General features: G+C 54.0%; 15 protein-coding genes. 12 read left to right on the top strand and 3 right to left on the bottom strand.

The genetic code is table 11. The annotated features are described in order from the left end of the window. The 7 genes from IPM50_07910 (at position 1) to IPM50_07880 (ending at position 3,789) form a co-directional block, all read left to right on the top strand. The gene (locus IPM50_07910) at positions 1-330 is read left to right on the top strand and encodes a DUF962 domain-containing protein (protein ID QQS31611.1); all 330 of its coding nucleotides are present in this window, start codon (positions 1-3) and stop codon (positions 328-330) included. A gap of 2 nt (positions 331-332) precedes the next feature. Further along, on the top strand, positions 333-554 hold the full coding sequence (locus IPM50_07905) for a hypothetical protein (GenBank protein QQS31610.1): 222 nt from the start codon (positions 333-335) through the stop codon (positions 552-554). A gap of 87 nt (positions 555-641) precedes the next feature. After that, a complete protein-coding gene (locus IPM50_07900) occupies positions 642-1,274 on the top strand; it encodes a DUF2721 domain-containing protein (protein QQS31609.1) in 633 nt (210 codons plus the stop codon). Continuing rightward, positions 1,237-2,244 (top strand): radical SAM protein, encoded by a 1,008-nt coding sequence (locus IPM50_07895; protein ID QQS31608.1) that lies wholly within the window; start codon positions 1,237-1,239, stop codon positions 2,242-2,244. The genes IPM50_07900 and IPM50_07895 overlap by 38 nt, the downstream gene beginning before the upstream one ends. Before the next feature lie 8 nt (positions 2,245-2,252). Next, a complete protein-coding gene (locus IPM50_07890) occupies positions 2,253-2,708 on the top strand; it encodes a peroxiredoxin (protein QQS31607.1) in 456 nt (151 codons plus the stop codon). Between the two features lie 73 nt (positions 2,709-2,781). After that, on the top strand, positions 2,782-3,075 hold the full coding sequence (locus IPM50_07885; GenBank protein QQS31606.1) for a Fe(2+)-trafficking protein: 294 nt from the start codon (positions 2,782-2,784) through the stop codon (positions 3,073-3,075). Positions 3,076-3,105: 30 nt separating this feature from the next. After that, positions 3,106-3,789, top strand: a complete 684-nt coding sequence (locus IPM50_07880; protein QQS31605.1) for an arginine-tRNA-protein transferase — start codon at positions 3,106-3,108, stop codon at positions 3,787-3,789. Here the strand turns inward: IPM50_07880 and IPM50_07875 are convergent, their stop codons facing one another. Beyond that, a complete protein-coding gene (locus IPM50_07875) occupies positions 3,790-5,169 on the bottom strand; it encodes a deoxyribodipyrimidine photo-lyase (GenBank protein QQS31604.1) in 1,380 nt (459 codons plus the stop codon). 60 nt (positions 5,170-5,229) lie between these two features. Here IPM50_07875 and IPM50_07870 point away from each other — a divergent pair, with 60 nt between their 5' ends. From IPM50_07870 to IPM50_07860, 3 genes are all read left to right on the top strand, one after another. Beyond that, the gene (locus IPM50_07870) at positions 5,230-6,624 is read left to right on the top strand and encodes a beta-lactamase family protein (GenBank protein QQS31603.1); all 1,395 of its coding nucleotides are present in this window, start codon (positions 5,230-5,232) and stop codon (positions 6,622-6,624) included. A 78-nt stretch (positions 6,625-6,702) separates the two neighbouring features. Next, the gene (locus IPM50_07865) at positions 6,703-6,954 is read left to right on the top strand and encodes an AbrB/MazE/SpoVT family DNA-binding domain-containing protein (GenBank protein ID QQS31602.1); all 252 of its coding nucleotides are present in this window, start codon (positions 6,703-6,705) and stop codon (positions 6,952-6,954) included. Beyond that, positions 6,955-7,290, top strand: a complete 336-nt coding sequence (locus IPM50_07860; GenBank protein ID QQS31601.1) for a type II toxin-antitoxin system PemK/MazF family toxin — start codon at positions 6,955-6,957, stop codon at positions 7,288-7,290. A 20-nt stretch (positions 7,291-7,310) separates the two neighbouring features. Here IPM50_07860 and clpA read toward each other — a convergent pair whose 3' ends face one another. Beyond that, positions 7,311-9,566 carry an ATP-dependent Clp protease ATP-binding subunit ClpA gene (gene clpA / locus IPM50_07855; protein QQS31600.1) on the bottom strand — a complete coding sequence of 752 codons (2,256 nt, stop codon included), beginning with the start codon at positions 9,564-9,566 and terminating at the stop codon, positions 7,311-7,313. Positions 9,567-9,607: 41 nt separating this feature from the next. Beyond that, positions 9,608-10,531 carry a homoserine kinase gene (locus IPM50_07850; protein QQS31599.1) on the bottom strand — a complete coding sequence of 308 codons (924 nt, stop codon included), beginning with the start codon at positions 10,529-10,531 and terminating at the stop codon, positions 9,608-9,610. Between the two features lie 62 nt (positions 10,532-10,593). Here IPM50_07850 and thrC point away from each other — a divergent pair, with 62 nt between their 5' ends. Continuing rightward, a complete protein-coding gene (gene thrC, locus IPM50_07845) occupies positions 10,594-11,883 on the top strand; it encodes a threonine synthase (protein ID QQS31598.1) in 1,290 nt (429 codons plus the stop codon). Continuing rightward, positions 11,880-14,315, top strand: coding sequence for a bifunctional aspartate kinase/homoserine dehydrogenase I (thrA, locus tag IPM50_07840; protein ID QQS31597.1), 2,436 nt, complete (start codon positions 11,880-11,882; stop codon positions 14,313-14,315). The genes thrC and thrA overlap by 4 nt, the downstream gene beginning before the upstream one ends. Positions 14,316-14,322: the final 7 nt, after the last annotated feature.

Below are 14,322 nucleotides of genomic sequence, written 5' to 3'. Positions count from 1 at the left end.
ATGGCGGAGAACAGAATAACGATCTACAGCGAGTTTTGGGACTTTTACGTTGCCGAGCACAGCAAGCCGCTGACTCGCATCCTGCACTTCATCGGCACGTCGCTCGGCCTCATTTTGCTTGCTTGGTTCATATGGCGCGGCACGTGGTTTTACTTTCCCCTCTGTTTTGTCGTCGGTTATGCTTTTGCGTGGTTCGCCCACTTTGTTATTGAAAAGAACCGTCCCGCGACATTCAAATATCCTTTCTGGTCGTTTATCTCCGACTACAAAATGATGTGGTATATGGCAACGGGCCGCATGGGCCGCGAGGTCGAGCGGGTCACAAAGTAGCGATGGTGAAACGCGAACCCGAAACGCTTACTCAAGGCATGCGTGCATTCGCCGCTTTGATGGCGGCACTTTTGATCGCGGTTGGTCTCTACGCAATTTATCTGGGCATTGCCGAGGATACATTGCTGACAGCGGCCGCGGGCGTAGGTGTCATCGTTTACGGAGCGTTATGGGGAAACCTGGCTCGTACCGGCCGCCATGGAAGGGTCCCGCTCTGGCCTTAGCAATGTGGAGTATCAGCGTGGTCAAAATATACAAGATCCGGCAAGTTCTCTCTGCGACTCTGCGTGTCTGCGGTAATATATAGCCCTATGGCCGCGAACGATATCGTCAATCCTGACGCACTAAGCTCAACCATCGAATTTCTGACCGCGATGATCACGCCGGCATTGTTGATCTCTGCGACGGGTTCGCTCGTGCTTTCAACTTCGACGCGTCTGGGCCGCGTGATAGACCGAGTGCGTTATCTTGAGGAACGGCTCAGCGAGCTGATCTACATAGACAATAAAGCGGAGATACCGCTGTACGACAAACGCGTCGAGGTGATCGTAGATCTGCTAGATAAGGTAACGAGCCGCTCGCGTCTGCTGCAAAAGGCGATGCAGTGGTTCTATTACGGGCTCGGTGCGTTCATTTTGTGCAGCGTCTCCATCGCTCTCGCGGCATTCCTGAGCCGCTATGCATTCGCGAAATATCTGCCGATCATCATCGGCGTTTTCGGGATAATGTTCTTGTTTTACGGCAGCATTCTGATGCTTCGCGAAACGCGTATGGCCACTGCGACTGTCAATGCCGAGATGGATTTTACGTGGGAACTCGCCCGCGAGGTCGCGCCAAAGGACGTGTCGGTAAAATATGAACCAAAGGGCAAGAACGGCGGAATGCGGCCGGCAAAGATCAAACTAAGTGGACGCAAAATACCTGACACTCTTAGCGGAGAATAGGTTCGAAGAACGCGTCGAGCAGCTCGAGGCACTGCTGCGTTCGTGCACCGTCTGCCCGAAAGACTGCGGCAACGATCGTCTCAACGACGAGATCGCCGCGTGCTATTCGGGCCGCCTGCCGATCGTTTCCAGCTACACCGCACATTTTGGCGAGGAGCCATGTTTGAGCGGAACGCACGGGGCAGGGAACATCTTTTTCGGCAACTGCAATCTCCGCTGCGTTTACTGTCAAAATTATCAGATCTCGCAAACCTGGAAAACACAGAAAACGAACGAGGTTACGCACGAACGCCTGGCCGAGATGATGCTCAAGCTGCAGGCTCGCGGTTGCCACAACATCGGTTTTGTCTCGCCTACGCATTTCGCCCCGCAGATGGCTCGAGCGATATTCATCGCGGCTCAAAAAGGACTGCGGCTGCCGATCGTTTATAACACCAATGCGTACGATTCGGTCGAGGTTCTGAAACTGCTCGAAGGCATCGTCGATATTTATCTGCCGGACCTGAAATACGCGGACGCCGATGCGGGATTCCAATATTCCAAGATCCGCGATTATCCGAAATTCGCCCGTACTGCGATAAAGGAAATGCACCGCCAAATGGGCGATGAGCTCGTTTTCGACGACAACGGCTTGCTGCGAAAAGGCCTTCTGATCCGACTGCTCGTTTTGCCAAACGGCATCGCGGACATCGAGGAAAACCTCCGCTGGATCCGTGACGAACTTTCACCCAAGACAGCCATCTCGCTGATGGCGCAATACTACGCCACCAACAAAGCCGCGACTGACCCGAGATACATCCTTCTCTCCCGACGGATCTCCGAAGGCGAATGGTTCGACGCCGTCTCTTTGCTCGAAGACCTCGGTATGGAAGAAGGCTTCATGCAGGAATACGAGTCTGCATCGTACTACTACCGGCCGAATTTCACGGACAAGGAAGAGCCGTTCAGGGATATCAGAGATTTTAGATAGGGGAAATTATGAAGATAGGCGAAGCAGCTCATGATCTCATTTTAAAAGATGCCGAAGGTAACGATTGGCGGTTGAGCGATCATCGCGGACGCGTGGTCGTGCTTATATTTTATCCCGCCGACAATTCACCGGTTTGCACGGCTCAGATGTGTTCGGTTCGGGATCATTGGTCGGAGTATCAGGCGACGGGAGCGGAAGTTGTCGGTATATCGACCGATTCTGTCGAATCGCACAAAGGCTTTGCGGAAAAGAACGAGCTTCCGCTGAAGCTGCTGTCGGACACGGACCGTAAGGTATCCGAAATGTACGGAATGAAAAGCTGGCTCCCGGGCCGCTCTGCACGCGGTGTGGTCGTGATCGACCGCGAGGGCAAGATCGCGTATCACAAGGTCGAGGCCATCAGCCTGTTCCGTCCTGCTGACGCTGACGTCCTAGCCGCCATCAAGGCGATCGACCGCAGATGAACGCCGATATACACGGAGCGGTAGCAATTAAATATCTGTGTCCATCTGTGTTAATCTGTGGCTAATAATTGTTATGGGATTGTTTGGAGACAAATTCAAATGTGCCCGCTGCGGGCAGAAAGGTGAACCGCTCGGCTATGCGCCGATACCGACGGAATTGGGGCAAAAGATCGGTGCCGAGACCTGCGGCGACTGCTGGAAAGAGTGGCTGCAAAAGCAAAATCAGCTGATCAACCATTTCGGCATCGACGTTTCAAACCCCGACAGCCACGAATTCCTTTTCGATCAGATGAAGATCTTCTTCTTTAACGAAGGCGTTGAGCTTGCCCAGATCGACACTTCGAAAGAAGGCAGCGTCAGTTGGTAGAGTGCTCGGGGCCGGGCGAGGCGTTTGGCGATGGACATCGACGAACTGCGAAGAAATTTCGTCCACGGCGAGGCAGAACACTACCGTCTGAACAGGCCTGATTTCGACCGCCTGATGGCCGAGGGCTGGAGAAATTTCGGCTGCAAGTTCTTTCGGTACAATTTGGGATTTCACGGCGAAGATCTCGTTCACGTTATTCCGCTCCGAGTTCAGCTCTCCGAACTGAAGCTTTCACAAAGCCAAAAACGTATCCTAAAAAGGAACGTAAACCTTCAAGTAACCATCGAGCCCATCAACATCACCGATGAGGTTGTCGATCTTTTCTTTCGCCATCGCGAGCGATTCACCGAATATCCACCCGAAAACATCTATATCTATTTGTCGGACGATCCCGCGAATAGGCCCGTCGAAGGCAAGCAGTTCAATGTCCGCGATGGCAGCGGAAAACTACTTGCCCTGGGAATTACGAATGTCGGCGAAGACTGTTTGTCGGCGGTTTACTCTTGCTTTGAGCCCACAGAAAAGAGCCGCAGCCTCGGCATCTTTCTGATGTTGAAAGAGATAGAATACGCCCAGTATCTCGGGATGAGCTATTACTATCACGGCTACGCATACGACAAACCGTCTTATTACGATTACAAAAAACGATTCACCGCCCTTGAAGCTTTCGACTGGAAAGGAAACTGGCTGCCGTTTGAAAGACAAACCGCCTGATCACAGACCCTTTGTCCATTCAACATACTTTTTGGAATCAAATTTCTTGCCCGTGCTGCCGCTGGTCATATAACGCATCTGACCGAAAACGGGCCTTTCGAACCACGGACGATCGTGCTTGCCAAAGCACCATAATATGCCGGTGTATGAATTCGGATCGCGTCCGTCGAGGCAGTATTTGTTGTTTAGATGTACGATCGTCTCGAATGCCGTTTCGTAGTTCGGCGTCCAAGCGATGACGTTCTTTCCCCACAGCATACGCACGTAATTGTGCATCTCGCCGGTGCGCACCATCTCGCGTTGGCAGGCGTTCCACAATTCGTCGTGCGTTTCGCCCGCCTCTAACTGTTCTAAAGAATAAAGATACTGCCGCTCATCCGCGGCGTGTTCACGCATCGTTTTCTGTGCCCACGGCGGCAATGCGGCGAGCGAATCGTAATGCGGATTGTGCCGCGTCATGTTGTAGGAAAGCTCGCGGCGGACTATCAGCTCTTCCAAAAATGCGTCTTTCGATTCCTGCGGTGCGTCCGAATCGCGAGCGGCAAGGGCAATTTCGATCGGCGAAAGATAGCCAAAGTGCAAATACGCCGATAAACGCGAAGAACCGTCGCGGTCAGGTTTATTTCTAGCCTCACTGTAATTACAAAGTATATCCCTGACGAATTTGCCCAGTCTTTTTCTGCCGTTCGCAGTGCCGCCGTGATAGATGTTGGACGGCGGAACCGTGTGATCGATTTCGCATTCAGCGACAAGTCTGGCGATATTCTCTGAACTTACAATGGTTTCAAAGCTGTCATCGATATCTATGCCGATGCTCGAAACCTCCACCGTCTCTTCGGGCACGGGCACGAGATAGCGGTCAAGCAGTTTATTTATCTTCGGCCTGATCGTGTAGGCGGCGTATTCTTCCTTGTCGAATTTCGACATAGGGATAACGCCGTTCGAATCGACGGCATGAACGGCGATCTCGGCACGTTCGGCGATGCGGCGGTTGTGTTCCGGTATGATAAAGCAGGGAAAATCGTCGGTCACGATCAACGCCGCATCGCGTGCCAACCGCGCGACGGTGTTTTTCTGCGAAGATGCATCTTGCTGCAAATAAAAGAGATAGCGAATCCCCAGCCGCTCAAATTCACGCCGCTTTTCCTCGACGCCCTCAAGAATGAACGTGTGAATACGGTCCGACGCCCAAGGATAGTAATACTTAAGCCCTTCGTAAACGACGAGCGGAAGATTCAGTTCATTCGCCTTTCTGACAGCCCAGATCAGAGAATGATTCGCGTGCGTGCGTTTGAACATCTGCATCCAATACAGCACGTAGCGGCCCTTGTTGTTTATGGGTTTGTCGTTCAGTTGGACGACCCTTTCATTGATCCGCATTGCTCGTTATTATAGTTACATTTCAAAGCGAATAGCATCGGCCGCCGCCGAGGATATCCTATGTACAGAACTTCTTTTCGAGCGATTCTTGCTTTCATATTCATCTTCGCCGCCGTTTCGTTCGCATCGGCGGATGAAATTGACCGCATAGTAATGGAGCGTTTGAGGGAACGCAACATTCCGGGTGCAGCCATCGCAGTCATTAAAAACGGCAAGGCCGTGAAGATGAAAGGCTACGGGCTGGCGAGCGTCGAATTCGACGTGCCGGTCAGTACAGAAACCGTTTTTGAGATCGGCTCGGTATCAAAACAGATGACCGCGGCGGCGATCATGCTGCTCGTCGAGGACGGCAAGGTCAAGCTTGATGCCCCAATTTCAACGTATCTGCCGAATACTCCCGATTCGTGGCGGGACGTCACTGTTCGACATCTGCTGACCCACACTTCGGGCATCAAAAGTTACACGAGCCTGACGGGATTTGAGCTTTCGCGGCGTGTAAGGATCGACGGCTTTATTGGGCAGCTCGCTCCGCATCCGCTGGAATTCACGCCCGGCGATCAGACCATTTACAGCAACAGCGGCTACAATCTGCTTGCCTACATCATCGAAACTCAGTCGGGCAAACCGTATATGCAGTTCATGCGCGAGCGTATTTTTACACCGCTCGGAATGACAAAGACCGGCGACCGCGACCCGCAGTTCATCATAAAGAACCGTGCGGCCGGTTACGAATGGAACATCGACCGCCTCACAGGCCGAGACGGCAGCCCGACCGATCTGATGGGGGCCGGCTCGATCGTTTCGACCATCGGCGACATGGTGAAATGGGACGCGGCGCTCAACGGGACGAGTTTTCTAAAACCCGAAAGCCGTCGCGAATGGTGGACACAATTCACGCTAACTAACGGCAAACCTTCGGTTTACGGTTTCGGCTGGCGAATTTCCAATATTCGGGGTCATAAATTGATCGGCCACACGGGGCAGACGGCGGGTTTCGGTGCGGCGAATTTTCGTTATGTGAATGACGGTGTGAACGTGATGGTCCTGACCAACCTGGGTGAGATCGGCCTCGGCGGCCAGCTTGCGGCACGGATAGCAAAGGCATATATTCCCGGCCTCTCGCTAAAAGCAATAACTCCGCGGCCCGAGCCGGTCGCAGGACTTGGCGAAAAACTTCTTTCTGTTCTCCGTGCCAGAAACGCCGGTTCTCTCGACAAAGCACCGCTCGCTCCGCAGCTTATTCGCTCGCTTTTTACCGATCGTGCGAAAGCAGCTTACAAACGCATCGCTGCTCTTGGCGATCCGTCGAACGCCGCCTTTGTTGAAATCGACGAAACCGGAAACCGGATCGCCTATCGTTACCGCGTCGCTGCCGGAAAACGCCTGTTCCTCTGGCGCGTCTCGGTCGACGACGAAGGACGCATCGCCGAAATGAGCCTGGAAGAGGAAGAATGATCCTTTACAGCGATGCAGAAGCATTGACACTCCGTGAGAGCATGGTGTATACGAGGTATATACGCAGGAGAGATATCAATGATAACGACAAAGATCCAGAAGTGGGGAAACAGTCAGGGACTGAGGCTATCAAAACAGATCCTTGACCAAGCTGACATAGAAGTTGGAGATGATGTTGAAATTATCGTCAGCGAAAGGCAGATCTTGGTGAAAAGATCGAAGCGGTCGAAACCGAAATACGATATACGCGAATTGGTCGCAAAAATTCCCGGAGGTTACAAAAGCAATGAAGTCTCATTTGGACCTGCGGTCGGAAAGGAGGAATGGTAATTGGGGCGATACATTCCACAAAAGGGCGATCTCATAACGATATACTTCGACCCGCATGCAGGGCATGAGCAAAAAGGACGTCGACCAGCGATCGTATTGAGTAACGACCTTTTCAATGAACACACCGGACTTGCGATAGTATGTCCGATAACAAATACAAACCGCGGGTTTCCCTTTCACCTTCCTCTTCCGAATGGCACCCGACTGACCGGCTTTGTAATGGCCGAACAAGTCAGATCAATAGATCATAAAGCTCGAAAGGCAAGATTGGTCGAACGGGCACCGACCACATTCGTGAAAGAGGTGCTGGAACTAATAAATGCCTGTCTAAGATAGCGACAGATCGCATTTTAACATCAACACTCTTGACCTAGGTCAAGCCTCAAACCATTCTCATCCGCATCGACCTCGACGCTGCCGCCGTCGGCGAGCTTACCGAAGAGTATGTCGTTTGCCAGCGGCTGCTTGATCTTTTCATGGATCAGCCGGGCCATCGGGCGGGCGCCGTAGCGGGCGTCGAAGCCGTTATCGGCGAGCCATTCACGCGCCGCATCGGTTAGTTTCACAAGGACGCGTTTTTCCGCAAGCTGGCCGTTGAGCTCGTTGATAAATTTATCGACGATGAGTTTTATCACCTCGATATCCAGCGGTTTGAATGCGACCCAAGCATCGAGCCGATTACGGAATTCCGGAGTGAACGTGCGTTCGATGACGCCTTTGGCATTGCCTTTTGTGCTGGCGTCATTTCTGAATCCGACGCCGCCCGAAGACAGTTCTCTCGCGCCGGCGTTGGTCGTCATTATCAGAATGACGTTGCGAAAATCGGCTTTTTTGCCGTTGTTATCGGTCAGCGTGGCAGAATCCATCACCTGCAGCAACAGATTGAACAGGTTTGGATGAGCTTTTTCTATCTCGTCCAGCACGAGCACCGCATGAGGCGTCCGCATGATCGCTTCGGTCAGCAGCCCGCCCTGATCGAAACCGACGTATCCCGGCGGTGCGCCGATCAGCCGCGAGACGGTGTGCGGCTCGGCGTATTCCGACATGTCGAAACGTATGAACTCGATGCCGAGCTGCTCGGCAAGCTGCATTGAAACTTCGGTTTTCCCGACGCCTGTCGGTCCTGAGAACAAAAACGAACCGACAGGTTTTGTCTCGTGACCGAGGCCTGCACGCGAGATCTGAATTGCGTCAACTATGGCGTCGATCGCCTCGTCCTGGCCAAAAATGAAGCGTTTCAGATCGTCTCGGAGCGACCTTAAACGTTCCTTTTCATTCGTCACCACGGTTTTCGGCGGTATTTTAGCCATGCGGGCAATGGTGGTTTCGACCATCGAAACCGAGACCTTTTTAGGGCGTCGGCTTTCGGGCAGCAGCTTTACTGAAGCGCCGACCTCGTCGATGACGTCGATCGCCTTGTCCGGCAGAAAGCGGTCGTTGAGATATTTGCCCGCAAGTTCCGACGCGGTCCGCAGGCTCTCGTTTGAATACTTGACGCCGTGATGCGCCTCGTAAAATTTCTTCAGCCCTTGGAGTATCTTGTAGGTCTCTTCGACCGTCGGCTCGTTGATGTCGATCTTCTGAAAGCGGCGTGCCAGCGCGCGGTCGCGGTCGAATGCGGCCTTGTATTCCTGATGCGTGGTCGAGCCGATACAGCGAAGTTCGCCCGCCGCGAGTGCGGGTTTCAAAATGTTCGAGGCGTCCATTGAACCGCCTGAAACTGCACCGGCACCGACGATCGTGTGGATCTCGTCAATGAAAAGAATGGCGTTCTCGTGTTGTTTCAGCTCGTTTATGATCGCCTTGAAACGCTGCTCAAAATCTCCGCGATAACGGGTGCCTGCCAGCACTGCACCCATGTCGAGTGCAAAGACCTTTGCGTCTTTCAGCACTTCCGGGACGTTGCCTTCGCTGATCTTTAGGGCGAGGCCTTCCGCCAACGCCGTCTTGCCGACGCCGGGCTCACCCACGTATAGCGGGTTGTTTTTCTTTCGGCGGCAAAGCACCTGGATCGTGCGTTCGATCTCGGCCTCGCGGCCGACAATAGGGTCGATCTCGCCCGCAGCGGCACGAGCGACAAGCTCTACCGTGAAGCTCTCGAGCGGCTTCTTTCGCGGCGGTTCGGCATCGTTCTCGAGGTCATCAGGGTCGAAACCGGCAGGCATCGGGTCCTCGAGGCCCATTTTTGAGATACCATGCGAAATGTAATTGAGGACGTCCAGCCGTGTGATGCCCTGCTGCAGCAGCAAATAAACCGCATAACTCTGCTCTGCCTGATAGAGAGCGGCCACGATGTTGCCGCCGTCAACTGCCGGCTGCCCGCTGCCTTCTGCTTGGAGGACGGCGTAGTTGATCGTTGATTGGAACGTCGTTGTCAGTTCCGGCATCACGCGTACGTCAGCGGGCAGTTTTTCGATCACGTTGTCGAAATACTCGGTCAGCGCCCGCGAAATTTCAACCAGGTCCGCACCGCAATTCACCAACACATCAGTTGCCGCATCGTTTTCGAGCAGTGCAAAAAGCAGGTGCTCGAGCGTGACGTATTCGTGCCGGTGTTTTACCGCCTCGTTGACGGCGTTGTTCAGTGTCTGTTTAAGCTCGCGGGTCAGCATAACTCTATTCTATCAATTCCGCCGAAAAAATTAACCGCCTATCAGACGGCGGACATCTTTACGCCGTTCGGGTCGATCGCAGAAACATAGGTGTGGAACTCGATCCCTATCCCTGAGTAAACATCTGACATCGCCTTTGCAACACTTTGAGCGGTCTCTTGCGTAGCCGAAATCATGAACATTGACGGCCCGGAACCTGAGATGCCGCCGCCGATAGCGCCTGCCGCGATGCCGGCGTTTTTTACGTCATCAAAACCCGGGATCAGAGAACTGCGTGCGGGCTCGATTATCTCGTCCCGCATCGCCCGCGACAACATTTCCGTGTCGCCATTGTTTAGAGCGGCGACGAACGCGCCGAGATTGCTCCAGTTCCGCACGGCCGCGGCAAGCGGCACCTCACGCGGCAATATCGCACGGGCTTCGCTAGTCTTTATCTCTATCTGCGGATGCAAAACGGTTGCGAACAGCGGCGGATGATCGAGTTCTATCACGTCGAGCGGCTGCGATGAGCGAACCAATACGAAACCGCCAAAAATGCACGGTGCCAGATTGTCAGCATGCCGCGAACCCGAAGCGAGCATCTCGCCGGCCATCGCGAATTCGATCAGTTCGAGCTTCGAGAAACGCCGTCCCAGCAGTTCATTCGCTGCGACGACCGCACCGCATGCGCTCGCCGCACTCGAACCGATGCCGCTGCCGGGTTTGATGCCCTTTGCTATCTCGACGTCAAATCCGACCTCTTTATCAATGGCATCGAGCATCGCCCGCAACGCCACACCTGCGACGTTTCTCTCGGGTTCGGTCGGCAGCCCAAAGCTGTCGTTGTGGGAAATTCTGATGACCGGCTCGTCGATCAGACGCAGCGTGATGTCGTCATACGGCTCGCTCAGCGCAAAGCCGAGACAGTCGAATCCGCAGACAACGTTGGAAACGGTCGCGGGTGAGTGTACACGTATTGCATCCATATTTTCACTTGATCTTCGCCTGCATCGCACCGGCGTTATATCATTAGAAAGCAGCGAATCCGATGCAATACTTTAGCACAAACCGCCGTTCGCCCGCCGTGTCGTTTCGCGAGGCCGTTATCCAAGGACAGCCCGACGACAAAGGCTTGTATTTTCCCGCCGAAATACCGCGTCTGAAGGAGGGCTTTGTTGAACGACTGGGCGAAATATCGAATGCCGAGATCGCATACGAGGTAATACGTCCCTATATCGGCAACGAGATAGACGAAGTAAGGCTTCACGAGATCTGTGAAGAGACGGTGGATTTCGACTTCCCGCTTGTTCACTTGGTCGATAACATCTCGGCTCTTGAGCTGTTTCACGGGCCGACACTTGCTTTCAAAGACGTCGGTGCGAGATTCATGAGCCGCTGTCTCGGCTATTTTTCGCAAGGGAAAGGTGAGAAAACGGTAGTAGTCGTTGCAACGTCAGGCGATACGGGCGGAGCCGTTGCGGCCGGTTTTCACGGCGTCGAAGGCGTTGAGGTCGTCATCTTATACCCAAAAGGCCGCGTCAGCCGAATTCAGGAGCTGCAGCTGACGACATTTGGCGGGAATGTAATTACATTGGAGGTACAGGGCAGCTTTGACGACTGCCAAGCCCTGGCTAAAGCGGCTCTTGCGGACGAAGAATTGCGTTCACGAGTTTCGCTGACCTCCGCGAACTCGATAAACGTCGCCCGATGGCTTCCGCAGCAGTTCTATTACTTCTTCGCCCATAAACAATGTGCCGGCGAAGCACCGACCGTGTGCGTGCCGAGCGGAAATTTCGGTAATCTGGCATCGGGAGTGATCGCAAATTTGTCAGGATTGCCTGTAAGCAAGTTCATAGCGGCATGTAATGCGAACGATGTTGTTCCGCGGTTCCTTCAAACGCAGAAATATGAGCCGATTCCTGCTGTCGCAACCTTATCGAACGCAATGGACGTGGGTTCGCCCAGCAATTTTGTTCGCATTTTGGAACTTTTCGAACACGATCTTCCGCAAATTGCGGCGAAGATCGCGGCAACAAGCATTTCTGACGACGAAACCCGAGCGATCATTCGCAGTGTGTACGAACAAAGTAATTACATTCTCGACCCGCATGGAGCGGTCGGCTACGCATCCCTTTCGAAATACTTAGAAGAGCACGGCGGCCGAGGCTATTTGCTGGCGACCGCACATCCGATAAAATTTGACGTGGTTTCGGAAATCCTCGGTTTTGAGCCCGAGATTCCCGAAAGCGTGAGCGGCCTCGCAGAAAAGACGAAGCAGAGCATGGAGATAGATAATGATTACACGGCGGTTCGCGATGTTATCCTGAGCAGAATATGAAGGTCCTTAAGTTCGGCGGCTCGTCCGTCGCCAACGCAGAAAATATCAGCAAGGTTGCCGACATCGTCGCTTCACGCTGCGGTGAGCGGCTGGCGGTCGTGGTTTCGGCGATGCAGGGAACGACCGACGCACTGATCGCACTCGGCCGCGAAGCGGAATCAAAGGGCCGGACGAATGCCGAAAAGTTGGACGAACTGCGCAGTAGACATCTCGAGACCGCTGAAAATCTGCTTTCGGGAGCACATCAGGAAGAAGCGGCGGAATTCATCAAACTCTCATTCAAGGAGCTTGCAAATCTTTTTGACGGCGTCGGCTTGGTCCGCGAGCTTTCACCCAAAACGTTGGACAAGATACTGAGCTTTGGCGAGATCTTGTCTTCCAGAATTCTGACAGCGTTGCTAGTGTCGAAAGGCATTGATGTCGAGTGGGCAGATAGCCGAGAGCTTGTACGAACGGACGCCGTTTTCGGCAAAGCCACTGTCAAATTCAGCGAGACGAACAGCAACGTCAAAGATTACTTCGATGCGTCAAATGCTCAGGTAACCGTGATGCCCGGCTTCATCGCTTCTACTGAGAGCGGCGACACGACCACGCTCGGACGCGGCGGTTCGGATTATACGGCAGCGATAATTGCGGCGGCCGTTGACGCTGAGATGTTGGAAATTTGGACGGACGTTTCGGGCATGATGACTGCCGATCCGCGTTTCGTGCGAAACGCCAAACACATCCCTGCGATCTCGTATCGCGAGGCGATGGAGCTTTCGCATTTCGGGGCAAAGGTCATCTATCCGCCGACGATACAGCCGGTGATGTCGCCGGGCATTCCGGTGCTCGTGAAGAACACATTCGCTCCCGATGACGCGGGCACGCTGATCGAACAACAAACCGATGACGGCGGCATTATCCGCGGCATTTCCAGCATCGACGGCATTGCCATCTTGAATCTCGAGGGCTCCGGAATGGTCGGCATTCCGGGTTTTTCAAAGAGACTTTTTGGTGCTCTCGCCGCGGCGCAGATCAACGTAATTCTGATCACGCAAAGTTCGTCTGAACATTCGATCTGCGTGGCTGTGGAAGAAAAGTTCGCCAACACCGCAAAACAGGCCGTCGATGCGGAATTCGAGAACGAGATCGCCGTAGGAAAGATCGACCCGCTTCGCGTCGAAACTGGTTTTTCGATACTCGCACTCGTCGGCGACAACATGCGTTTTCACACCGGCGTCAGCGGCAAGATGTTCTCAACGCTCGGCAGCAACGGCATCAACATACACGCCATCGCGCAGGGCTCCAGCGAGCGTAACATCTCCGCCGTCATCGCGTCGTCGGACGTCCGCAAGGCGGTCAACGTCCTGAACGAAGAGTTCTTCTCAGACGGCAGCAAGCAAGTGAATGTCTTCATCGCGGGCGTCGGAACCGTCGGCGGCCGATTGCTGGACCAGCTGCAACGCCAGCACGATGCGCTGCTCGATGACCTGCGGCTGAACGTCCGCATAGCCGGCGTTGCGAACAGCCGCCGGGCCATGATCGACGAAGAGGGAATTGGTGCGGCCGCGATAGATCTCGACCAAATCGGTGCGGAAATGGATATTTCGCAGTTCACCGATCGACTTATCGCGATGAACTTGCGAAACACGGTCTTCGTGGATGTAACCGCGAGCCCGCAGGTCGTCGAATGCTATCCAAAGCTGCTGAAACGCAGCATTTCGATCGTCGCCTGCAACAAGATCGCCGCGTCATCCGAACTGGAGAAATATAGGCAGTTGAAGGGCCTTGCCAGAGAATACGGAGCCAATTTCTTTTTCGAAACTAACGTCGGTGCCGGGCTGCCGATAATTCACACGCTCGGCGACCTTCTCCGCAGCGGCGACCGCGTCCGCCGCATCGAGGCCGTGCTTTCGGGCACGCTGAATTTTGTTTTCAATAATTACGACGGCACTCGGCCCTTTGCCGATGTCGTCAAACAGGCACAAACGGAAGGCTATACGGAGCCCGATCCGCGATTGGACCTGAACGGCACTGACGTCGCACGCAAGATATTGATACTCGCCCGCGAGGCCGGTTACGCACTGGAAATGGATGACATCGAGAACGAAGGATTCCTGCCCGCTTCGTGTCTTTTGGGTTCGGTTGAGGATTTCTATCGCGAACTTTCAGCGAACGAAACACATTTCAGAGGCCTGCTCGATGCCGCGGCCGCCAATGGCAAGACGCTTAAATACATCGCGTCATTTGCTGACGGTACAGCAAAGGTCGGGCTGCAGCAGATCGGCCCGGAGCATAATTTCGCGGGGCTTTCGGGCAAGGATAATGCCGTGCTTTTTTTCACTGACCGCTATTCCGAACAGCCGCTTGTCATCAAAGGCGCCGGTGCAGGAGCTGATGTGACCGCCGCCGGCGTCTTCGCCGACATCATTCGAGCTGCGCGTTCTTGAGCAAAAA

It is taken from the genome of Acidobacteriota bacterium (assembly GCA_016700075.1).
GTDB lineage: Bacteria > Acidobacteriota > Blastocatellia > Pyrinomonadales > Pyrinomonadaceae > OLB17.
This window is presented reverse-complemented; position numbering and strand designations above follow the sequence as displayed.